The following is a 22629-nucleotide window of genomic DNA, read 5'->3' on the forward strand; positions in this document are numbered from 1 at the left end:
GGTGAGGTGATTTGAAGATTCAGGCGCTTTTGCAAGCTCCCTGCGAATGGTTTCACTCCGGGGAGCAGAACAGTCGGATCGTGCTGTCCAGCCGCATTCGGCTTGCTCGGAATCTTAGTCGCTTCCCATTCCCTGGCTGGGCGAGAAGGACTGAGCGAGAGAAGGTCTTGGCCTTGGCGTTGCCCGCTGCGGTCGGACTCAGCGGCATGAAGGAGACCCTCCTCTGCGACTCGATGGACCATTTTACTCCGGTGGAGAAGCAGGTCCTGGTGGAGGAACATTTGATCAGCCGGGAACACGCGGGCCGCAATGCGGGAAGCGGGGTCGTCGTCAATCGAACCCGAACGATCAGCTTGATGATCAACGAGGAGGATCACTTTCGCATTCAAGCGTTCAAAAGTGGATTGCAGCTGAAAGCCGCCTGGCGGATTGCCGACAAAGCCGACACGGAGCTCGATGAGCAACTGGAGTTCGCCTTCTCCCCCAAGCTCGGGTACCTGACCGCCTGCCCGACCAACGTGGGAACGGGGTTGCGCGCGTCCGCGATGATGCACCTTCCCGGACTGGTCTTAAGCGAGCAGATCAGCCAGATCGTGAAGGCGGTCAACCGGATCGGACTCGCGGTCCGCGGGCTCTATGGAGAGGGAACCGAGGCCCTGGGCAATCTCTTTCAAATTTCTAATCAGATGACGCTGGGGGAGAGTGAGGAGGAGATTCTCGAGCGGATGCACAAGGTGATCGGGCAGGTCGTCCAGCACGAGGAAAACGCCCGCCAGAAGCTCCTCGAAGAGCGGCCGAGGGTTGTGGTGGATCACGTCAGCCGTGCCTACGGTGTGCTGGCCAATGCATACACGATCTCCTCCAAAGAGGCCCTCAATCTCCTTTCTCTGCTTCGGCTGGGAATCGACATGAGGCTTTTCCCGGATCGCTGCCGTTCCATCGTCGACGAGGAGTGCTTGATCCGAACACAACCGGCTCACTTGCGGCTTTCCCAGGAAAAAAAGCTTTCCACGGAGGAGAGGGACGCCCTCCGGGCGGACTTTCTCCGGTCTCGATTGCGGGATTTACCGCCTCCGGAGTCTGGACAACTCTCCTCATCGTTGCATAGTTAGGAAAGAGAGGAAAACCAATGACCAATTTTACTCCGCGAGCACAACAAGTCCTGGCGTTGTCCCGAAAGGAAGCGGAGCGCTTCAATCACAATTACGTGGGAACCGAACATCTGCTCCTGGGTTTGATCAAGCTGGCGCAAGGCGTTGCCGTCAACGTTCTGCAGAAGCTCGGCATCGATCTCGAGACGGTCCGAGTCGAGTTGGAGAAGCAGATGAGCATGGAAGTCGAGGGCAAGCCGACCACTCCGATTCCCTACACGCCCCGCGTGAAGAAGGTGCTCGCCCTGGCCCAAAAAGAGGCAAAAGGGCTCAACCACAGCTACGTCGGCACTGAGCACATCCTCCTTGGGCTTTTGCGGGAGGGAGAAGGGGTTGCTGCGCAGGTTCTCAAGAATCTTGAGATCGATTTGGAGCGCGTCCGCAACGAGATTCTCAAGGAACTCGATCCCAACCTCTCTGCCGTGGGAGGAGGGGAAGAGGAAGGTGCGGAGCCTGCATTTGCCGGCGGCACGGAGCCTGGGACGAAGAAGGAGGTCAAGACCCCGGCCCTCAAAGCCTTCGGGCGCGATTTGACCGATCTGGCCCGGCGAGGAGAGCTCGACCCGGTGATCGGCCGCAAAAGTGAGATTGAACGGGTGATGCAGATCCTCTGCCGGAGGACCAAGAACAACCCGGTGCTCATCGGCGAAGCGGGGGTGGGCAAAACGGCGATCGTCGAAGGTTTGGCCCAGGAGATCGCGGCCGACAACGTTCCCGAAATGCTGCGAGAGAAACGAGTCATCACCCTCGATTTGGCGCTCATGGTGGCCGGGACGAAATACCGGGGTCAATTCGAGGAGCGCATCAAGGCAGTGATGGAGGAGATCCGGCGAAGCAAGAATGTTCTCCTCTTCATCGACGAACTCCACACCATCGTTGGAGCAGGCTCAGCAGAAGGGGCCATGGATGCCTCGAATATCATCAAGCCGGCGCTTTCCCGCGGCGAGCTCCAGTGCATTGGTGCCACCACTCTGGCGGAGTATCGGAAGTATATCGAGAAAGACGCGGCGCTCGAACGTCGTTTCCAAACGGTTGTGGTGGAAGCCCCCTCTCAAGAGGAGGCCGTGCAGATTCTTCTCGGACTCAAGCCAAAGTACGAAGCGCACCACAAGGCCCATTTCACCGATGCCGCAATCGAAGCGGCGGTCCATCTCTCCGAGCGTTACTTGACTGCGCGCTTCCTGCCTGACAAGGCGATCGACGTAATGGACGAAGCGGGGGCACGTGCCCGCATCGCTTCCACGATGCGGCCGCCCAACGTCAAGGAGTTGGAAGCAGAGCTCGCCGAGGTTCGGACGCGGAAGGATGAGTGTATCAAGCTTCAGGATTTTGAGAAGGCCGCAGCCCTCCGTGACAAGGAGCGCGAGGCCAAGGAACAGCTCGAGCGTGTCCTCGCCGACTGGAGGGAGCACCGCGACCAAAAAGAAGTCGTGATTACCGAAGACGACATGATGCAGGTGGTCGCCAAATCGACTGGCATCCCGGTCGCTCGCCTCACGGAGCAAGACCAGGATCGCTTTCTGCGCATCGGAGAAGGTCTCAAAGCACGTGTGATTGGCCAGGATGAGGCGATCGATGCGCTGGCGCGAGCCTTGCAGCGCTCTGGTGCGGATCTCAAGGACCCGAAGCGACCGATCGGCTCTTTCATCTTCCTCGGCCCGACAGGCGTTGGAAAGACCATGCTTGCTAAGACCTTGGCTGAACAAGTCTTCGGAAGCGCCGACGCGCTCATCCATCTCGACATGAGCGAATACATGGAAAAGTTCAACGTCTCCCGGCTGGTCGGAGCGCCGCCGGGATACGTGGGCTACGAGGAGGGCGGCCAACTCTCCGAGAAGGTGCGGCGGCGGCCCTACTGCGTCGTCCTCTTCGATGAGATCGAGAAGGCGCATCCGGACGTCTGGAACCTGCTCCTGCAGATTTTGGAGGAGGGCATCCTGACCGACAGCCTGGGCCGGAAGATCGACTTCCGAAACACGATCGTCATCATGACCTCCAATGTTGGAGCCGAGATGGGGATCAAGCCCGGTGTCTTGGGCTTTGCTGCCAAGCGCGACGAAGCGGGGTATGAACAGATGAAGGAGCGGATGATCGATTCCGCCAAAAGGACCTTCAAGCCCGAGTTTCTGAACCGAGTCGACGACTTAGTGGTTTTCCGCTCCCTCACTCGAGAGGACATGGTCAAGATCGTCTCTCTCGAGGTCGAAAAAGTGACGGCACGCTTGAAGAGCCGCAAGTTGATGTTGGAGTTGAGTCCGGCTGCGATCGACTTTCTGATCGAGAAAGGCTATGACCCGACCTACGGCGCACGCCCCTTGCGCCGCGCAGTCGAGAAGTATGTGGAGCATCCCTTGGCAGAGGAAATTCTTCGAGGGCGCTTCGACGCAGCCAAGTCGATCCTGGTCGAAGTCCGGGAAGGGACATTGACCTTCACGGCCGGCGGAGCCAAGAGCGCTCCGAGCAAGCCTTCGGCCGCTACCGCGGCATAACTTTCCAGGCGAGCCTCTAGCCGGCGTGCCTCACAAAGTTCGTACCCAAGGAGCGGCGGTCGAGAGAGCGCAGAAGAGCGTAGATCGCCTGAAGAAGCGGCGTCGATACGCCCAGCTTCTGGGCGCGCCGCAGCGGCTCGCCCCAAATCGCCTCGACCTCGATGGAGCGCCCCGCGAGAAAATCCACTAGCGTGGAGGGCCGATAGCTACCCATTCGATCGGTGTCCTCCATCATCCGCTCCGTCCAATCCTCGGGAAGGGGAAGCTTCCGACTCTTTGCCACGGCGGCAACCTCTTCCATCAACCCGCCGGCAAACCGCCTCAATTCAGCATCACGCAGGATCTCCTCGACGTCGCATCCGCCCCCCACGACCGAGATGCCATTGAAGGGTATGTTCCAGGCAAGCTTGCGCCAGCGGGCGGCCTCGAGACTTTCGACCACCGAACAGGGAACTCCCGCCCGCTCGAACTGTAGGGCGACTTCCCGCAGGAGAACTTCCCCAGCCCCCGCGTAGGCTCCGAGCTCGATCTTTCCGAAGCCGACGTTCTCCACCCTCCCGGGTGCCGTCCTCGTCAGGCAGCCAAAGACGATGCCACCGAGAACAGGATGGTTGGGGAAGGCTTCTGCCAGCCATTCCTCGTTGCCTAAGCCATTTTGCAAGGCTATGAGCGCCGTCTGCGGCTGGAGCAGAGGGGGAAGCAGCTCTCGCAGGGCTTCCCGCGCCGTCGCCTTCAGCGCGATGAGGACAAGATCGCATGGCCCCATCTCTTCGGTCCGGCGAAATCCCCGCACCGGGTAGAGGTGGAAGGGCTCCTTCCCCTGCTCCTCGATCCAGTACCCGCGCCGAATGACGGCTTCCCAGTCGCTGCGGAGGAGAAAAGTGACCTCGCTCCCGGCGCGGGCTAGCAGAGACCCGTAGTAGGAGCCCACCGCACCCGCTCCGACGACTCCGATCTTCATCCGAACACAAAATTACAGCCTCTCCCTCGTCTTTCCGCAACGGCGCCTTCACGAGCGCTATTGGAACATGCCCGCCGGGTTCTCGCTGACTTCAATCTCTTCGATTGTTCCCCACTCGCTGCTTCCCGTTCGGATATCGGCGACCAACTCCCGTTGGAAGAGCGAGATCAACTGCCCAAGCTTCTGACCCGTCAGCCAGAGGTCGTGGCTGATGGTCCGCATGAAGAAGCGATGGCCTTCGGTATCCGCATGAGCGAAGAGAATCCGGCTGTAGGGGAAAACCCAGCTTCGTCCCGGGGACTCGATGCTAAAAAAGGCGACTCGTTCCTCCGCTTGCTGCACGCCTCCCCCTTCCGGGATCGCGTGCGCCCCATGGCTCAATGGTTCACCTGCTGCCATGCTTCTCCTGCCTCCCCTCCTTTTTCGCTTTTCCGTCTGCCGACTTGGTGAGATCGGCGGCAACGATGACTGGGTCTCCCTCCTCCAGCGAGTCCGGAGGATTGAGAATCACTCTTTCGTCCGGCCGCAGACCTGAATTGATCTCCATCTGGTTTCCGAGGTCGTGGCCGAGCTCTACCTTCCGGAAGCGGACCTTGGACTGCTTATCCACGGTGACCAGGAAGTTCCCTTCCGACCGATAGACGACCGCGTTGACGGGCACGAGCAGCAGGGTGCTCGCGGTGGGCAGATGGAAGATCACGTCGACGTACATGTTGACGACGATCCTTTGGTCGGGATTGCCGACGTCTACCTCTGTCAGCAGCGTCCGAGAGAGGGGATCGACCGCTTGCGCCGTTCGGACGACGATTCCATGGTAGACCACTCCGGGCAGCTCGGAGGCGGTCACGTCGGCCCATTCCCCCAACACGATCTGAGGCACATAGTTTTGCGGAACCGCGACGTAGACCCGCATCAGATCATTGACCGCGACCCGATAGAGCTCGTGGACGGCCTTGTCGCTTCCCAGGGACACCAGGGTTCCCACGTCGATGTTCCGCGCCGTGACGATGCCCGAGAACGGGGCTATGATCTTCTCGAATGACTTCAGCTCCTCGTAGTGCTGCAATTGCCCGCGCGCCGCGTTCACCCGGGCAAGGGCGGCATCATACATCGCCTGCTTTTCGTCGAGCGCCTGTTGGGAGACCGCCCGCGTCAGGATGAGCCCCTTCCAGCGATCCAGCGTGATCCGGGCGATAACCAGGTTTGCTTCCGAGGAGTGGAGGGCACCCTCGAACGCCTCGACCGACTTGTCGATGTCGGGTGCTGTAATCTCGGCCATGAGCTGCCCTTCCTGGACACGCTCTCCGATATCGACCCACCAGTTCTTGATATAACCGTTGACCCGGGCCCAGAGCGGCGTCTCGTAGTACCCACGCGCGGTCCCGGGCAGGAGAAGATCGGTCACGGGCTTCGGCTTTTCCGGCAACATCACCGACACCGCGGTCTTCTCGCCCGCGAGCATCGCCCGGTGGAGTGCGATCTTATTGAAGAAACGCGGGATCAACCCGATCAGGAACAAGGCGAGCAATACTCCGCCGAAAAGGATGGCGAAACGGCGAATTCCCGTTGCCTTCGGGAGTTCCCCGTCCGTTTTACCGGTAACATCTCCCTCCTCCGGCGCGATTTCGGTCTCCGGCGTCTCGATCACGCCGTCTTCTCCACCCTGATGGGCTCGGCTCCATCGCTCTCCGGGGTCGTGCGGAATCTTCCGCTCCTCCTTGGCAGGAAGACTCCCGTTTCCGATTGGTTCAAAGCCTTCCTTCATCCCCTTGTCTCCGGACGCCCGCGAATGAGGGAGTAGATGACCGGAACCACAAAAAGGGTGCCGACCGTGGCGAAGAGCAGGCCGCCGATCACCGCCCTTCCCAAAGGAGCGTTTTGCTCACCCCCTTCCCCCAACCCCAAGGACATGGGCAGCATCCCGAGGATCATGGCTCCTGCCGTCATCACCACCGGACGCAGCCGAATCTTCCCCGCCAGCCATGCCGCCGTGGTCGCGTCGTTCCCGTTGCGCATCTCATCGTTGGCGAAAGTGATCAGCAGGATGCTGTTCGAGGTCGCCACCCCGACCGTCATGATCGTTCCCATGAGCGAGGGCACGTTAAAGGTCGTACCGGTCAAGTAGAGCATCCAGACGATTCCGCAGGCACCGACGGGCAGCGCGGTCAGGATGATGAAAGGATCTAACCACCCCTGAAAATTCACGACCAGCAGGAAGTAGACCATCATGATCGCAAAGACCGTGCCGAGGCCGAGCCGGAGGAAGGCGCTGTTCATGCTCTGGGCCTGCCCGCGCACATGGATATCGTATCCCGGGGGAAGCTTTTTGCCAAACTCGTCGACGACCTTTTGCACGTCGCCCGAAACCCCTCCCAAATCCCGTCCCTGGATATTCACGAAGAGGTTCTTCAGCGGTTTCATGTTGTAGTGGCTGATGACCGCCGCCTTCCTCGTCCGGCGAATTTCCATGAGGTTGCTTATGAGCTGTGGCTCGAGATGGGTGGTGAGCAAGCGAGAATAGATCTCGTCCGAAGGATAGCCCACGTTGATGTTCATCAGCCAGTTCCGGGAATCAAGCTTGAACTGGGGACTCTGCACCACGAGCGGGTAGTTGATGGTCGTAGTCGGATCCGCCCAGTAGTTGGCAGCCACGACGTAGCTAGAACTCAACTGATTCAACACATTGTCGGCGACCTGCTTTTGCGTCATCCCGAGGTCGAGGGCGCGAATCCGGTCGACCTCCATGTGGAGATAGGGTTGCTTCATCTGATAGATGGTGGTGTCTACCGCACCCGGAATTTGCCGGATCCTCTTCTCCATCTTCACGGCAACGTCGCTAATCAGCTTCTCGTCCTTCCCCTCGATCTGAATATCGATCGGGGCGGCCGATCCGAAGTTCAAGATCTGGTTGACCATATCTGCGGCCTGGAAGAAGAAACGGCAGCCGGGAAATTTCAGCGGCAACTCCTCCCGCAACTTTTTCATGTAGTACGGCGTCGGGCGGTGATCCTCCTTGAGCGACACCAAGATCTCCCCATCGAAAGTCCCCTCGTTGATCGTGTCACTGTAGGCGAGGGCTGCGGGATAGAAAAACGGGATTCCCATGTTATCGACCACCGAGTCGATCTCCTCCTCCGGAATCTGGCTACGGATATAGCGCTCGATCTGGCCGAAGATCCGCTGCGTCCTCTCGATGCGGGTGCCCGGTGGAGTAAAGACGTGGAGCCGGAACTTCCCCGCGTCGACCGATGGGAAGAAATCCCGCCCGACCACGGGTAGAACGAGACCCGTCACCGCGACCAAGACCCCGAAGAGAACAAACACTGCCGCACGATGGTGCAGCGCCAAGCGCAAGATCGCGGCAAAACGGTCGCGGAAGGACTCAAAGCGCTCTTCGAACTTGTGGTGGAAGCGCTGAAACCTGCTCGCAGGCTTTCCTTCGGCCAACTGGCGATGCTTCTCCTCTTCCTCCGCTGTGATCAGCATGTCGGCCATCGTCGGGACAAGCGTCCGCGAAAGGAAATAGGAAAAAAGCATGGCAAAGACCACCCCCAAAGCCATGGGAGTGAACAGAAACTTGGGCGGCCCCTCGAGAAAGATCACGGAGGTGAAAACGATGCAGATGGAGAGAGTCGCCATGAAGGCTGCGTTCGCGATCTGCGCCGCCCCATCGAGGATCGCCTGAATGAGCGGCTTCCCCAGTCCGTGGTTGCGATGGATGTTCTCCACCTCCACGGTCGCGTCGTCCACCAGCACGCCGACCGCGAGCGACAAGCCGCCCAGGGTCATGATGTTGATGGTATACCCCATCCGGCTCAGGATGAAGAGCGCGACCAGGATGCAGAGAGGGATCGAGGTAAGGACGATGAGGGTGCTCCGCCAACTGCCCAGAAAGACCAGGATCATGATTCCGGTCAACGTCGCTGCGATCAGCCCTTCCTTCACGACGCCCTGGATCGACTCGCGGACGAAGACAGACTGGTCGAAGATCGGACGGATGTCGACGCCTTCGGGTGCCGCAGCCAAAGACTTCGGAAGAAGCTTTCGAAGGTCGCCGACGAGCTGCAGGGTCGATGCCATGCCGTTCTTGAGCATGGGGAGGACGACCGCGGGGACTCCGTCGACATGGGCGACATTCCACTGAACGGCGCCCCCGTCGCGCGCATGACCGATGTCGTGCAGGTAGACGATCTGCCCGTTCACCTTCTGGATTGGAAAGTTATTGAGATCGACTACCTTCTTCGGAACGTTATTGACGCTGACCAGGTAGTCATACTCCCCGATCTTGACGTCGCCTGAGGGAAGATCGACGTTCTGATCACTCAGCGACCTCATGATGCCATCTGCGGTCATCCCTCTGGCGATGAGTTGGTTGGGATCGGTATCGACCATGATGAACCGTGGAGTTCCTCCCCAAGGCGGAGGCCAGGTCGATCCGCGAATGGTGGCCAGATCCCTCCGCAGCACATACCAGGAATAGTCAAAAAGCTCTGCGGCCGATTTGGTCTTTCCGCTCACGGCCACCTGGATCACGGGAACCTCGGACGCGGAGTAGCGGAGCACATAGGGAGGGGTGGTCCCCAAGGGCATCCGCTTGATGACGGTCTGGCAGATCCCCGCCGTCTCCGCAAGCGCCATATCGATGCTGGTCCCCGGCTGAAAGTACATTCGAATGACGTTTAGCCCATAGAGCGTCCGGGATTCCACCCGCTGTACGTTGTCGACATACTGGGTCAACGTAAACTCGCTGAAGGTGGTGATGTAATTGGTCATATCCTCCGGGGTCATGCCCTGGTAGAACCAGACGACGTTGACCACGGGGATGTCGATCTCGGGAAAGATGTCCGTCGGCGTCGTCGTGATGGTCATCAAACCCAGGACGAAGATGAGCGCCGCCATCACCCCAATGGTGTAGGGCTTGCGCAATGCCAATCGGACAAGCGCCATCATAGCTGAAGTTACTCCCTTGAACCCGAAGAACCTTGCTAGACGCTGGAAGAATTCCGGCGATGCTTTAAGGCCGCGTTAATGGTTGCATTCATGCGTGGGCGGCCCCTTTTTGTCAAGCGGCCGGTCGCCCGCCGTAGGGCAAAAATAAAAGACGTTTACTTCTTTTTCTCTTTTAGCGCAACTGCCCACCTGTTAACGTTGCATTATCATGACAGTTCACCTCCCCGAGGCAGCAGAGAAACTCAGTCCGATCGGAGGGCGGCTATCCGTTGCCCTGGCGGTCGGAGGGGTCTTCTTCTGGATCGCGGTCGGCTTCCTCGAACTGATCCTTCGGGCAGCGGACAGCCAGACCGAGCTCACTTCCGAATTTCTCGGCTTGTGCGCGGTGACGGGCTTTATGCTCAATGCCTCTGGTGTCTTGGTCGGCGCCTTGGCCTTAAGCCGAGGGAAGACGTCCAAGGTATCCTCGTCGGTAGGAGTCGCCGTCAATGCGCTGCTTGCCCTCGTAGTCTTGGCTTTCATCCCGCTCTTTTGACGACCTTTCCCGCAACTCCCTAACCGCCATTTCTCACAAATTTCGTAGCCGAGGCGCCGCAAATGGGCTTGGATGCAAGGCGCGGCGCCGGTTTTCCCCCGGACCTGTATGAGAGGCATACTGCGAGGATGGAAAACCAAGCCCAACGAAGCAGACGAGCCTATTTTGCAAGCCGCAGGAGAAAGCTTGTGTGGAGTCGAGGAGTGGCGCGGTGCGACGTAGGAGAGCCATAGCGGGAGCTGCCCCTTTCGGTATGACAGTGCCTGAGTATCTCTCCCTATCGGCCGTTTCCACTCCCCGCTCATCAAACCGAACAGGCGGATTTCCCGCATTCGGCTTCCGGACAAGGTTGGCGCAGGATTATGCCCACGGTAAGCTCCACGTACAGCTCCCGAGGGAGAGGAGGTCGAACTTGCCTTCGCTTTCTCGTGCAACGTCCTCTGGAGCTTCCGAACACGCAAGGGAGGTTGTAGGCGTACCGCCACTCTCCGTTCTCGCTCCTTCCGACGTTTCCCTTGAACTAAGGCCCCTTCCCTCCCTCGGACTTTCTCCGAGCTCACAGGTAGTATGGACCTATCCGACTCCCATCTGGTCCCGCTTCGGCCCCTCGCAGGGCAGCGGTCGGTCCGCTCGGGGCCAACCCGAGCTCCCGGCCAGATGGGCCTCCCGTGTTGATGCATCGTCCTTTGCCCGCATGCCCTCGCCCAATACCCCGGCGGCTCTCCCCAGTGCTTCGATTGCTCTCCTTCCCAGGGAGACAACGGCCTTCGCTTCTTTCTCACGAGCTCGGCGTCCGCATTGCCCGTTTCGAGGCTTTGTTCAGCGTTCACTTTCCTTAGGGCCTGCTTGCTCGCTGACCCGCTTCCCGGGCCTTTTCCCCCAGAGGCTTCGACCGCTGGCGTTACCACCAGTAGCCGCTCCGAGTGCTTCCGGCTGGAGCAATAGTTGCCGGGTGGAGATCACTCCCTCCCCACTGGGCGATGCACCCTTTTCACGGCGCACGAGAAATGGCGGCTAACCAGCCTGTCCCGTGCATCCTTTTTCACGCCGCACCAGACATGCTGGTCAAAGGCCGTGGCGAACCCGATAGCTCAACCGGCCGATCCGCCGGATGATCGCTTCGTTGACCGGTCCGAGCAGGGGGCTCCCGCGGGGAAACGCAAAGGCATAATCGATGCGTTCCAGCGTTCGTGGCACGACGTCGATCTCTCCGGCATAGGTGGTTCGCACCAAATAACGTAACGTGGGTTCGCGCAAGACAACCGCGTCGATTTTTCCGGCAACCAGAGCGGCCAGGCAATCCTTGGCGGTCGGCAATGTCAGGGCGCGGATCTTTTCCCCGGACAGAAACTTTTCCCCAGTCCCTCCCTTGACGCACGCCAAGCGCAACCCCTCCAATCCCCGTTCCTGGAGGGATTGGTTGCTCATCTTTTCCACCGCAACGCCCGCCGTCACCCACGCGGTAAAAAAGGAGATCAAGACAACGCCCACGAACATCCAGACCAAGGCAATTGCTCTCCCCTTCGGAGTCCGGGGCACTTTGTCCCCATAGCCGATCGTCGTCATCGTCACGGCTGCCCACCAGAAAGCGCTTCCGATACCGTGGAGCGTCCTGCCGCCGAAATGGTCCGGATTCTCCTCGCGCTCCACCAGCCAAATCATGATGCCGGCAAGAAGGGTGAGGAAAAGCAGCCCGCCCATCACGTACGCGAACTCCCGGCTGAAGAGGAAGTGAAGGACCGCCCACGCGGTGCTCGTTCTCTCAGAACGAAAGGCTAATGCCAGCGCAGACGGATAGTACGGGTAACTGTACGAAATCTCGCGAGCCAGCTCCGGAGTGACGGCCACTCCCAGCGCTACGAGATCGACCCGGCCTTCTTTGAGCTCCTGGACCGCGGCGGCGGGGCCGCTCGGCAAATCGACAAAGCGATAGGCGAGCCCGAGATCCCCCGCAATCTCACGCCACAATTCAATCGCCATGCCCTGCCATTCGCCCGAAGGGTCTCGCCAGGCGAGCGGAGGCTCTTCGCTCGTTCCGACGCGCAGCACTCCGGCGGGAGCGGGAACGGCGCCGAGGCGGTTGTCGGTCGCGGCTGCCGAAAAAAGATCCCCACCGAAGAGCCACAAAGAGCCGAACAGGGCGCTGCTCGCCCACGCCCGCCAGCGTCGAGTGCGATCCCCGCTACGATCACGCACCATGGCTGCCGCGCCGCCTTTCTCCTAGCCTCAGGACCGCCCATGCATCCGAAAGCGCGGTTCCGTTAGTTCTCGGAAGGGCCCTGCCCGTGATGCCCCGTTCGCTTGCCGGTTTTGCCGATGGCGGATTCGACCGCCTCTCTCCAGCTCCCGAAGAAACGTCGCTTACAGGCCGCCGCAAACAGGGACGGCTCCCGGTTACGCACCTTCGTGCTGGTCAACGGCACTCCTAACTTCGCCAGGATACGAATCTGATTGAGGATCTCTGCCTCGGTCCAGCGCTTCCGCTTCCGAATCTTCGCGTAATCCAGCCCGGCCCGCTCTACGGCGGCGCCCCAACTCCCGAACCGCCGTCTGGCGGTGGCGATCAACGAGTTGGCCCGCTCATCCATGTACTTGGAACTTAAGTCCTCACCCTCGGCATGGAGGTGCCGGATCTCCTGCAGGATATCCGCCTCTTTCCAGGAGCGATATCGATAAATGTCGGCGGGAGCAAGCCCGGCAGCCAGCAGAGCGTTCTTCCAACTACCAAAGTAGGCCGGCCGGATCGCGGCATAGACCATCGGTGCGTATGGACTGAGCATCAATGACCGGAACGAGAGGTCGGTTCCCTGCGCATGAAGCGAGCGAATCCGCTCGACGATGCTCTCTTTTGACCATCGCTGGTAACGCCGAACTTCTGCATACGAAATTCCCGCGGCTTCCACCGCTTTGCCCCAACCGCCGAAGTAGCGGATTCCGGCAGCGAGGAGTTCCTGATAGTGCTGCCGCATGTAGTGCGAGTAGAGGGGACGCCCCTGTGCATGCCACGCACGGATCTCCCGAAGCAGAATGTTCTCGCTCCATTCGCGATTCTTCCCTTCCAACGGAGCTTCGATCGTTTTCATCGCTTTTAAAAAGCAAAATAATCCTTGGGCATTTCCCTGTCAATTACTTTCCCTTATAACAGCATTTGGCGTGCCATTTGCGAGGCTGTTTCGCAGATCTCTTTCAGCTCTTCGCGAATCCGCGTGGGAGCAATATCGGACAGACAAGCGACGGACCTTGCCTGCGGACAACGAGTCCGCCAGCAGGGCGCGCAGGTCGTCGGAGCGGAGAGCACGCGCACATCTTTTCCCACGGCCGCCGATTCCCTCCAGTCCGTCGGACCGAAAAGCACGAGCGTCGGCACTCCGAGCGCTGCGGCCAAATGAGCGGGACCGGAGTCCGGACCGACCGTCGCCGCCGCATTGCCCAGGAGTGCCTTCATCCGGTCATTCGAAAGGTGTCCACGGAGGTCCACTACGTTTTTCTCCTCAAGCGGAAACCATGGACCGATTCCGATCACCACGAAGCGGACCTGCGGAAGCGATCGTGCGAGCTCGCCGTAATATCGCCAGGGCCAGAGCTTTGTCTTCCATCGCGCATAAGGGTGGAGAACCACGTACCCGCCCTTCCGCAATCCTGGGATGTCCAGAGGTCCCGCCCTCAAGCCGTAATCCAGGGGCCCGGCTGGCACCCGCAAATACCGAAGAAAGGCGAGATATCGCTCCCGAGCCGGCGGAGGCGGAGGCATGACCCGTTCTCGATAGAAGAGGATAGAGCCTTCTCGCCCGTTCCACGGACCGATCCGTCGCTTCGCCCCGCTCAGAAAGCAGAGAAGACCGCTTCGCAGAAGGCCCTGCATGTCCAACAGCAGGTCATAATGCTCTTGGCGAACCGAGGCAAGACAGCGTGCGAGATCGCGGAGCAGAGCGCCCAGCGTCTTCCTCCGGCGGGGGAATTCCAGAAACCGATCGATCGCCGGGTGGTTTGCCAGGAGGTCCCGGTACGCCCCAAATGCCATCCAATGGATCTCCGCCGAGGGCCAGCGGCGCCGCAAGCCCCCCGCCACCGGCAGTGCCTGGATGACATCCCCAAGAGAGCTGAACTTAAGAATCAGGATCTTGCGCACAGGGAACTCTCCTTCCCCAATCCATTCCGGCCGAAAACCGAAATTCGCCGCGCCGATCGCTCTATCCTTTTGTGCGCTGTCTGGTCTTGACATATGTTCCGCAACTCTATAGAGAATAAACCATGCCCATACTTCCCTCCATTGTCGCGACGATCGGGCGCACGCCTCTCATTCAACTGAATCGGATCACGCGGGGAATCGATGCCACCGTAGCACTCAAGGCCGAGTTCTTCAACCCGCTCGGCAGCGTGAAGGACCGGATCGGTGCCGCGATGATCGAAGCCGCCGAAAAGGCGGGCCTCCTTACGCCGCAGACCGAAATCATCGAGCCGACTTCCGGAAATACAGGGATCGCCCTGGCCTTTGTTGCCGCCTCCAAGGGATATCGCCTCACCCTGACCATGCCAGAAAGCATGAGCCTGGAACGCCGCACCCTGTTGTCCCTCTTGGGAGCCGCCCTGGTGCTCACGCCGGCTGCGGAAGGAATGGCGGGAGCAATCCGCCAAGCCATGATCCTGAAGGAAAAGCGGAGCGACTCGTGGATTCCCCAGCAGTTCGAGAATCCCGCCAATCCGGAAATTCACCGATGCACCACGGCGGAAGAGCTCTGGTCGGATACGGGAGGGGCGATCGACGTTTTTGTCTCTGGAGTGGGTACGGGCGGCACGATCACCGGAGTGGGAGAGGTGATCAAAGCACGCAAGCCCACTTTTCGCACGGTCGCCGTGGAGCCGCTCGGTTCCCCTGTAATCTCGCAGGCGTTGCGCGGGGAGCCGCTCAAGCCGGGTCCACACAAGATCCAAGGAATTGGAGCGGGCTTCCTTCCCAAGAATCTGAACCTCTCCATCGTCGACGAAGCATTTCCGGTCGCCGATGCCGATGCCCTTGCGATGGCCCGCCGATTGGCGGAAGAGGAGGGGATCCTGGCGGGCATTTCCACGGGGGCGACAGTGCATGCCGCCATCGAAGTAGCCAAACGGCCGGAAAACCGCGGGAAGCGGATCGTCGCGGTTGGAGCCAGCACCGGCGAACGGTATTTGAGCACCGCGCTGGCCGAAGAAGCCCGCCGCCGTGTGGGTTCCGCCTAACCTGCCTATCGCACAACGTTCGTGCCCGAGGCGCAGCGGATGGGCCTCGGTGCAAGGCGGGGCGCAGGTTTTCCCCCGGAGTAGTATGACGATATACTGCGAGGAGGGCCAAAAACCCAAGTCCCAACGAAGCAGACAGCTCTATTTCGCAAGCCGCAGGAGAACGCTTGGGAGATAGGCAGCTTAACCTGCATATCTCACCAGTACGAGCATAGGGGGAGGCAAAAAATCCGGCAAAAGGGCATAGGAAAGGCCGTCTTTCCCTGGTATAAGTGCGTTAACAAGACGTTACTACAACCAGAAAAAAGAAACGGCCTTCGATGACAGAGTGTATCCAAGAGACTTTTGCGTTTACAGATCATTTTTCGCGACGAGTGGAAGCGGGATTTACCGCGGGTCGGATCTCAAGCGATGGGGGCGCAATCCTGTTGCGGGAAGCTGATCGGAAGATCGGTTTGTTAAGACGGCTGGAGGGCTGCTTCCGGGATCGACGCCATCCGAAACGCATTGTGCATCGGGTACGGGAGATGCTCGCCCAGCGCATCTTCGGGATTGCGCTGGGCTACGAAGACCTCAACGACCATGAGCAGTTGCGGACCGATCCGCTGGTTGCTCTCCTGAGCGGGAAAAGCGATCTGGAGGAGGATCTGGCAGGCAAGAGCACGCTCAACCGGCTGGAACTGGTGGGTCGAAGCGAGCGCTACCACAAGATCGACTACTCGGCCGAAGCGATCGACCGGCTTCTGGTCGATCTCTACCTCGAATCGCACCCCAGGCCCCCCGAGGAGGTGGTGCTCGATCTGGACGCGACCGACATTCCTCTTTACGGACACCAGCCGGAGCGCTTCTTCCATGGTTACTACGACTCCTACTGCTATTTGCCGCTCTACATCTTCGCCGACGATCAACTCCTTGGCGTCCGGCTTCGGCCATCGAACCAGGATGCGTCGGCGGGCTCCCTTACGGAGGTGAGCCGGATCGTGGGGCAACTCCGTAGCCGTTGGCCTGGAGTCAAGATCGTGCTCCGGGCCGATTCGGGTTTCTGCCGGGAAGAGATCATGGCCTGGTGCGAAGCCAATCAAGTCGACTACCTCTTCGGCTTCGCCCGCAATGAGCGCGTGTGTCGGACCATTGAGGCCTCGATGGAGCAAGCCCGTCGTCTGCGCGAGTCGAGTGGCAAGCCAGCCCGCTTCTTTACCGAGTTTGCCTATGGGACCTTGAACACCTGGTCGAGAGAGCGTCGGGTGGTCGCCAAAGCCGAGTACCTGGAAAGGGGAGAGAATCCGCGCTTTGTCGTGACCTCTCTTTCCTCCGAGGAGTGGCCCGCCCAAGACCTTTGCGAGAAGCTCTACTGTGCTCGTGGCGACATGGAGAATCGGATCAAGGAACAGCTCTACCTCTTTGCCGACCGGCTCTCGACCGCGCAGATGGCCAGCAACCAACTTCGCCTCTACTTCTCGGCTCTCGCTTACACCCTGGTCGAAGCGCTGCGACGGCTGGGTCTGCGAGGAACGGACTGGGCCGAGGCCCAGGTCGACACCCTCCGGCTCAAGCTCTTTAAGATCGGCACCCTGGTCCGAGTCAGCGTCCGCCGCGTCCTCCTCTCGATGAGTAGCGCCTATCCTTGGAAAAGCCTCTTTACCCACGCCTTCCGAGTGCTGCGTTGCTGAGCAGGTGTCAAAACCGCGGTTCTTCTCCTTCCGCAAAGCCTACGATCGGGCGGAGCCTTGCTCCACAACCGGCTTTTTGCCCTTTGCAGTGCTCGTGTTACGGCAAATCGAACGGAAATCTTGCTCGATTCTGCCTCACGAGGAGATCCTCGCGGCCGGAACGCCTCGCAAGCGACTCGATCAGCACCCCTCTCGTGCGAAAGCCCGTACTGGTGAGAAATGGCGATTAAGCTTACTCGTCGAGAGCGCCAAGCTCCGCGTCATCCCGCCCTCAAACCAGCGGTTCACGGCTACCGGAACAGAGCCGGTCGTTTTTGATTGCGCAGCTGCTCCTTCGGCTCAATTCTACACACTGGGGCGGTACCCCGCGCATCATAGATACCGCATGATCGATAACGACTCTGCGCTCAAGCTCTACTTGCGGGAAATCAGCCAGATCCCCCTCTTGCGGCGGGAGGAAGAGGTGGAGTTGGCGCATCGCATCCAGAAGGGCGATGCGGCCGCCCGCCAAAAAATGATTCAGGCCAACCTGCGCCTGGTCGTGAAGATCGCGCACGATTACTCGACCAGCGGTCTGCCTCTGCTCGACTTGATTTCCGAAGGAAACATCGGCTTGATGAAAGCCGTCGATCGCTTCGATCCTTCCAAAGGCGGGAAGCTGAGCACTTATGCGGCCTGGTGGATCAAGCAGTCGATTAAGCGTGCGCTCGCCAATCAGAGCAAGACGATCCGCCTGCCGGTCCACCTCGTGGACAAGATCGCACGCATGCGACGGGTAGCGATCCGGCTGGCCGAGGAGTTCGGCCGAGAGCCGACCGACGACGAACTCGCGAATGAGATGGGCATTGCCGCTTCACGGGTCGGAGAGCTCCGCACGATCGCCATTCAGCCGGCTTCGCTCAACGCGTCGGTCGGGGAAGAGGAGGGCGGCACGTCCCTCGGGGAGCTGGTCAAGGATGAAAACGCCATTGATCCGTCGTCTATCATGCAAAGCGAGAACCTGAAGAAGACCGTGATGGAGCTCTTGCCCGCCCTGGATGCCAGGGAACGGAAGATCCTCGCCCTTCGATTCGGGTTGGAGGGAAATGAGGAGATGACCTTGGAGGAGATCGGCAAGAGATTTCACGTGACCCGGGAGCGGATTCGCCAACTCCAAAACATCGCCCTGCGGAAAGTGCGCCGCGCCCTGGAAAAGAAGGAGAAGCGTCAACTCGTCCGATGACTTTCCTTCTCAAAAGCACTCTTTCCCGATTGAAAGCGAAGGTGCGGACCATTCCCGATTTCCCGGAAAAAGGGATCCTCTACCGCGATATCACCCCCCTCGTCGGAGACGGTCAATTCTTCCGCCTGGTGATGACGATCTTCCTAGAACGATATCAGCGTCGAAAGATCGACAAGATCGCCGCGATCGACGCTCGGGGCTTCATCTTCGCCGGAGCTCTGGCCCATACCCTCGGCATTGGGCTCATCCCGATCCGGAAGAAGGGCAAGCTCCCCTACCAGACTTTCGAGATCGAGTATGCCTCCGAGTACGGCCTCAATACGTTGACCATCCACCGGGATGCGGTGGCCAAGGGCGAGCAGGTGCTGATTCTCGACGATGTTCTCGCCACCGGCGGCACCGCGGAGGCGGCCTCGAAGCTCGTCGAGCGCTGCGGAGGCACCCTGATCGAACTGGGTTTCCTGATTGAACTGTGCGGGCTCAAAGGCAAGGAGCGCATCTCCCGATACCCGGTCTACTCGATCCTTCAGTTTCCTTAGCCGCGGTTTCTCCCAAGCGTTCTCCTGCGGCTTGCGAGCAACCCCGCTTTACCACCGGCAGGAGAACATTCGTGAGATCTTTCGATTACCCCTTGAAGGCGAAGTAGACGGCGGCCACCAGGAAACCATAGGAGACGAAAAGATTCCATCGAGGGACGGCCCCAAAGAGAAAGTAGGCCATGACCGTGAAGACCAAGAGGGTGATGCACTCCTGCATGACCTTGAGTTGCGTCACGGAAAACTCATACGATCCAATCCGGTTGGCTGGCACCTGAAAGACATACTCCAATAAGGCAAGCCCCCAGCTTGCCAGAATCGCAAGCAGGAGCGGCTGGTCGCGAAACTTCAAATGCCCGTACCAGGCGAGAGTCATGAAGATGTTGGAGACGACCAGCAGGAGCATCGTCTTCATGCTTAGCCTGCTTGTGAACCGCCAATTGAGCCTGGATGTCTCCCAAGCATTCTCCTGCGGCTTCTGAAATAGACCTGTCTGCTTCGTTGGGACTTGGGTTTTTGGCCTTCCTCGCAGTATGTCGTCATACAACTCCGGGGGAAAACCTGCGCCCCGCCTTGCATCCAGGCGCATCCGCCTCGGGTACGAACTTTGTGAGACATCCAGGCTAGGGAAAGATCCGGTTTCCGGCCCCGGCGGCGGCCACGGAGTTACCGTGGCCCGTCGGGGAGGCTCATCGAGATTTTCTGGTAATCCGCCGGGGGCTCGAAGAGATCGGTCGGCTGCGGGCCCGCTTGATACTGATCCCAATCGACCACGGTCCTCCCGTCCACCGGAGCCATTCGTAAAGGGAACTTGCCGGCTTCCTCTACCCAGATGTAGGCGCTCTTCTGATTTCCTTTCATCCGGTACTTCGCGCAGGCACGTCCGCGGATCGTCTCCTTCCCTTGAAACACCCAAGAGGCCCCAGCCTCTCCGGGAAGGCCCAGGTTGGCCGCAGATCCCGTGTCCCGGTAACTGCTCTCCAGGACGAGCTTCCTTGCCGGAAGGATCGTGTAGACTTTCTTCTGATCCTTCCGCAAGATGATGATCGGCGTTTCGGGACCTTCCTGGGATTCGAGCCGAAGCTTATCGCCATCCCGATAGAGATGCTGCACGATCGCCATTCCCCCATCGACCTGAGTGGTCTGAATCACGGAAAACTGGTTGCCCAGGGTGTATGGCTCCCTCGCCTGTTCGCACCAAGCGGGCAAAGTCCCGAAGAGGAAAAGAAGAGCGCCGAACGGTACCCGAACGAAGACTCCCGGCGAACGGCGGTCCATGGCTCGCGAACGTACCGGCCTTTTCGAGGATGGGCCAGCAACAAATACGGCAACGGCCGGAAAACCAGGTCGATCAGCGGCAAGCCTGGATCGTTGGGGAGGAGTCCGGAAAGGCCGCAAGGCGAAGCTGGCCGCAGGCCGCAAAGATCTCTTCCCCTTTCCGCCTCCGCACCGTGACGCGGCACCTGCTCTCGAGCAAGAGATTTTCGAAGCGGTCTACCTGGGCCGGGGAGGGGGAGTTCCATGGCAACGAATCTACCCGGTTGTAGGGGATCAAGTTGATCTTCGCCCGCAGCCTGCGGGCGATCCTGCTCAAGCGCGCAGCTTCGTCCTCCGAGTCGTTGATTCCGGCAAGGAGAATGTATTCGAGGGTGATCCGCTGCCGCTTCTTTCGGCTGTATTCGTCGCAGGCTTCGAGGAGCAGTGGCAGCGGATGCTTGCGATTGACCGGCATCAGGCGGGAGCGAAGGGCATCGCTTGCCGCGTGGAGAGAGACGGCGAGCCCCACGGCCAAGGGCTCTTCGGCCAGCCTTCGGATCTCTGGAACCAATCCGCTGGTCGATATCGTGATCCGGCGAGGGCTCATAGCCAAACCCCAAGGGGCCGTGAGAAGCCGTAGGGATCGCAGGAGGACCTCCCAGTTTGCGAGCGGCTCGCCCATCCCCATGAACACCAGGTTGTCGACGCGCCTTCCCACGATCTCTTCGGCTTGCAGGAGTTGCTCAACGATCTCGCCCGAGGAAAGGTTGCGCCGGAAGCCAAGAAGGCCGCTCGCGCAAAACACGCACCGGTAGGCACAGCCCACTTGGCTCGAAAGGCAGAGGGTTAGCCTCCGGGAAGCGGCATCGGATTCCGCAGGAATCAGGACGCTCTCGACCGCCTCGCCCCCTTTTAACTCCCAAAGAAGCTTCTGAACGCCGTCGCCGTTCTGCAGCCGGCGAGCCAATCGCAGGGAGCGCAGCTGGTAGCGGCCGGCCAGTTCCGTCCGCAAAGGGAGAGGCAGGCTCGTCATCTGCTCAAAAGAAGTGGCGCGCTTTCCAAACACCCATTGGCTCAGAACCCTCCGACGATAGGCGGGGCCGTTCTCCATCTCCCACTCCTCGGGAGCCTGGTCGAGAAGATGTTGCTTCATGACAACGCGATCTCTTCACCCGCCTCGCTTCTGGGGATTACGGCAAGGGGATCGTGATTCCCTGCTGCCGCATGTACTTCCCATTGCGATCGGCATAGGAAGTCTCGCACGGTTCCGCCGCTTCTAGAAAGATGACCTGGGCCAATCCCTCGTTGGCGTAGACTTTCGCCGGTAGCGGGGTCGTGTTCGAAATTTCCAGGGTCACATGCCCTTCCCACTCCGGTTCGAACGGGGTCACGTTCACGATGATCCCGCACCGCGCGTAGGTCGATTTTCCTAAGCAGATCGTGATCACGTTCCTGGGGATCCGAAAATATTCGACACTCCGCGCCAAGACAAAGGAGTTGGGAGGAATGATGCAGGCATCGGCCCTGACATCCACAAAGGAGCGGGGATCGAAGAGCTTGGGGTCGACCACGGTATGGAACACGTTGGTGAAGATCTTGAACTCATTGGATACGCGGAGGTCGTAGCCGTAGCTGGAGAGCCCGTAACTGACCACCGGCTCTTCCGCGGAGGCCCGTCGCACTTGGGTTTCTACGAAGGGTTCGATCATCCCCTCCTCCAGCGCCTTTCGCCGGATCCAAGAGTCAGAGTGGACGCTCATCACTCTGCTTCTCCACGAACACCCGCTCTTCCGCCAATTCCCCGCCCGGCTTGCGCTTTTCCGACAGAATGGTCCGGTAGACGATCCCCAGCAGAGAGAGCGGAACATAGGAGAAGATCGCCGCGCAAAGCGCGGGCAGCAATCCCGGCGTGACTCGCGACTTTCCCCGCCGAGCTGCCTCGAGCGAACAGCGAACGACCTTCTCGGGAGCGGTCCACATGAAGGGCGGGCCACCGATCTCCTTGAGATCCTCCGGACGCCGTGCCGCATTCCCGAAGAACTCGGTAGCCACCGCCGCCGGGCAAACTTCGGTCAGAGTGACGCCGGTGCCTGCCAGCTCCCATTCCAATCCGTGAGAAAGACTGTGGACGTAGGCCTTGGTTGCCGCATAGGCCGAATAATACGGAAGCGGGCGCAAGCCCGCAATTGAGCCGATGTTGATGATGCACCCTTTGTCTCGCCGGATCATCCGCGGCAGCAACCACCAGAGGAGAAGCGTGAAGCTCTTGACGTTTAGGTCGAGCATGTCGCGGAGGCGGCCGAAGTCAGCGCGATAAAAGAGCCCGAAATCTCCCACTCCCGCGTTGTTGACCAGCAGATCCACCTCGACCCGTTCGGTCTCCAGTAGATCGATCACCGCTTCGATCCCTTCCGGAGCGGCCAGATCGGCGGGAGCCACGATGATCTGCACCTTCCGGTGGCTTTGCCGGATCTCCTCCGCCAGCTTTCGAAGACGTTCTTCCCTACGAGCGGTGAGAACCAGGCATGCGACCTCCGGGGCGAGTTGCCGGGCAAACTCTGCTCCCAGCCCGGAAGACGCACCGGTGATCCACGCCGAGCAGCCTCGAAATGATTGCTTCGCCCCTCGTCCCATTCTTCCT

Annotated in this window: 19 protein-coding genes; 7 read left to right on the forward strand and 12 right to left on the reverse strand. The window is 59.9% G+C overall.

All coding sequences use genetic code 11. From position 1 onward, the window contains the following. Positions 1-11: 11 nt before the first annotated feature. Together A37A_RS0105050 and A37A_RS15890 are read left to right on the forward strand one after the other, a co-directional pair. On the forward strand, positions 12-1112 hold the full coding sequence (locus A37A_RS0105050; RefSeq protein ID WP_018290438.1) for a protein arginine kinase: 1101 nt from the start codon (positions 12-14) through the stop codon (positions 1110-1112). 17 nt (positions 1113-1129) lie between these two features. Continuing rightward, positions 1130-3640, forward strand: coding sequence for an ATP-dependent Clp protease ATP-binding subunit (locus A37A_RS15890; protein ID WP_018290439.1), 2511 nt, complete (start codon positions 1130-1132; stop codon positions 3638-3640). A gap of 16 nt (positions 3641-3656) precedes the next feature. On the opposite strand, the gene A37A_RS0105060 is transcribed toward A37A_RS15890, so the two are convergent. From A37A_RS0105060 to A37A_RS0105075, 4 genes are read right to left on the reverse strand one after another with little or no spacing between them, the layout of a single operon-like run. Further along, entirely contained in the window at positions 3657-4601 is a 945-nt protein-coding gene (locus A37A_RS0105060) for a 2-dehydropantoate 2-reductase (protein WP_018290440.1), read from the reverse strand. 57 nt (positions 4602-4658) lie between these two features. Continuing rightward, the gene (locus A37A_RS0105065) at positions 4659-5000 is read right to left on the reverse strand and encodes a hypothetical protein (protein WP_020494040.1); all 342 of its coding nucleotides are present in this window, start codon (positions 4998-5000) and stop codon (positions 4659-4661) included. Further along, positions 4987-6366 (reverse strand): efflux RND transporter periplasmic adaptor subunit, encoded by a 1380-nt coding sequence (locus A37A_RS0105070; RefSeq protein ID WP_018290442.1) that lies wholly within the window; start codon positions 6364-6366, stop codon positions 4987-4989. Before A37A_RS0105070 ends, A37A_RS0105065 begins: the two co-directional genes overlap by 14 nt. After that, complete coding sequence (locus tag A37A_RS0105075; RefSeq protein WP_018290443.1) at positions 6363-9551, reverse strand: efflux RND transporter permease subunit; 3189 nt, start codon at positions 9549-9551, stop codon at positions 6363-6365. Before A37A_RS0105075 ends, A37A_RS0105070 begins: the two co-directional genes overlap by 4 nt. 208 nt (positions 9552-9759) lie before the next feature. On the opposite strand from A37A_RS0105075, the gene A37A_RS0105080 reads away from it, so the two are divergent. Further along, entirely contained in the window at positions 9760-10086 is a 327-nt protein-coding gene (locus A37A_RS0105080) for a hypothetical protein (RefSeq protein ID WP_018290444.1), read from the forward strand. A gap of 1065 nt (positions 10087-11151) precedes the next feature. Here the strand turns inward: A37A_RS0105080 and A37A_RS15895 are convergent. The 3 genes from A37A_RS15895 to A37A_RS0105095 all read right to left on the reverse strand — a co-directional run bounded on the left by A37A_RS15895 (position 11152) and on the right by A37A_RS0105095 (position 14215). After that, complete coding sequence (locus A37A_RS15895; RefSeq protein WP_020494041.1) at positions 11152-12285, reverse strand: transporter substrate-binding domain-containing protein; 1134 nt, start codon at positions 12283-12285, stop codon at positions 11152-11154. A 62-nt stretch (positions 12286-12347) separates the two neighbouring features. Next, positions 12348-13169, reverse strand: coding sequence for a homing endonuclease associated repeat-containing protein (locus tag A37A_RS0105090; protein WP_018290446.1), 822 nt, complete (start codon positions 13167-13169; stop codon positions 12348-12350). A gap of 53 nt (positions 13170-13222) precedes the next feature. Beyond that, positions 13223-14215 carry a glycosyltransferase family 9 protein gene (locus tag A37A_RS0105095; RefSeq protein ID WP_231363777.1) on the reverse strand — a complete coding sequence of 331 codons (993 nt, stop codon included), beginning with the start codon at positions 14213-14215 and terminating at the stop codon, positions 13223-13225. 122 nt (positions 14216-14337) lie between these two features. On the opposite strand from A37A_RS0105095, the gene cysK reads away from it, so the two are divergent. The 4 genes from cysK (at position 14338) to A37A_RS0105115 (ending at position 18734) form a co-directional block, all read left to right on the forward strand. Further along, positions 14338-15303, forward strand: coding sequence for a cysteine synthase A (gene cysK, locus A37A_RS0105100; RefSeq protein WP_018290448.1), 966 nt, complete (start codon positions 14338-14340; stop codon positions 15301-15303). A 320-nt stretch (positions 15304-15623) separates the two neighbouring features. Next, a complete protein-coding gene (locus A37A_RS0105105) occupies positions 15624-16973 on the forward strand; it encodes an IS1380 family transposase (protein ID WP_051076246.1) in 1350 nt (449 codons plus the stop codon). A 385-nt stretch (positions 16974-17358) separates the two neighbouring features. Then, positions 17359-18195 carry an RNA polymerase sigma factor RpoD/SigA gene (locus A37A_RS15900; protein WP_040888327.1) on the forward strand — a complete coding sequence of 279 codons (837 nt, stop codon included), beginning with the start codon at positions 17359-17361 and terminating at the stop codon, positions 18193-18195. Then, positions 18192-18734: an adenine phosphoribosyltransferase gene (locus A37A_RS0105115; RefSeq protein WP_018290451.1), complete on the forward strand. Its 543-nt coding sequence runs from the start codon at positions 18192-18194 to the stop codon at positions 18732-18734. Before A37A_RS15900 ends, A37A_RS0105115 begins: the two co-directional genes overlap by 4 nt. A gap of 85 nt (positions 18735-18819) precedes the next feature. On the opposite strand, the gene A37A_RS0105120 is transcribed toward A37A_RS0105115, so the two are convergent. The 5 genes from A37A_RS0105120 to A37A_RS15905 form a co-directional block, all read right to left on the reverse strand. Next, positions 18820-19146, reverse strand: a complete 327-nt coding sequence (locus A37A_RS0105120) for a DMT family protein (protein WP_018290452.1) — start codon at positions 19144-19146, stop codon at positions 18820-18822. 251 nt (positions 19147-19397) lie between these two features. Then, positions 19398-20009 carry a hypothetical protein gene (locus A37A_RS0105125; protein ID WP_018290453.1) on the reverse strand — a complete coding sequence of 204 codons (612 nt, stop codon included), beginning with the start codon at positions 20007-20009 and terminating at the stop codon, positions 19398-19400. A gap of 73 nt (positions 20010-20082) precedes the next feature. Beyond that, entirely contained in the window at positions 20083-21141 is a 1059-nt protein-coding gene (gene rlmN / locus A37A_RS0105130; protein WP_018290454.1) for a 23S rRNA (adenine(2503)-C(2))-methyltransferase RlmN, read from the reverse strand. A gap of 37 nt (positions 21142-21178) precedes the next feature. After that, positions 21179-21748, reverse strand: a complete 570-nt coding sequence (gene dcd, locus A37A_RS0105135) for a dCTP deaminase (RefSeq protein ID WP_018290455.1) — start codon at positions 21746-21748, stop codon at positions 21179-21181. Beyond that, positions 21732-22622, reverse strand: coding sequence for an SDR family oxidoreductase (locus tag A37A_RS15905; protein WP_018290456.1), 891 nt, complete (start codon positions 22620-22622; stop codon positions 21732-21734). The genes dcd and A37A_RS15905 overlap by 17 nt, the downstream gene beginning before the upstream one ends. Positions 22623-22629: the final 7 nt, after the last annotated feature.

The sequence above is a fragment of the Verrucomicrobium sp. 3C genome, from assembly GCF_000379365.1.
In the GTDB taxonomy this organism is placed as follows: domain Bacteria; phylum Verrucomicrobiota; class Verrucomicrobiia; order Methylacidiphilales; family Methylacidiphilaceae; genus Methylacidimicrobium.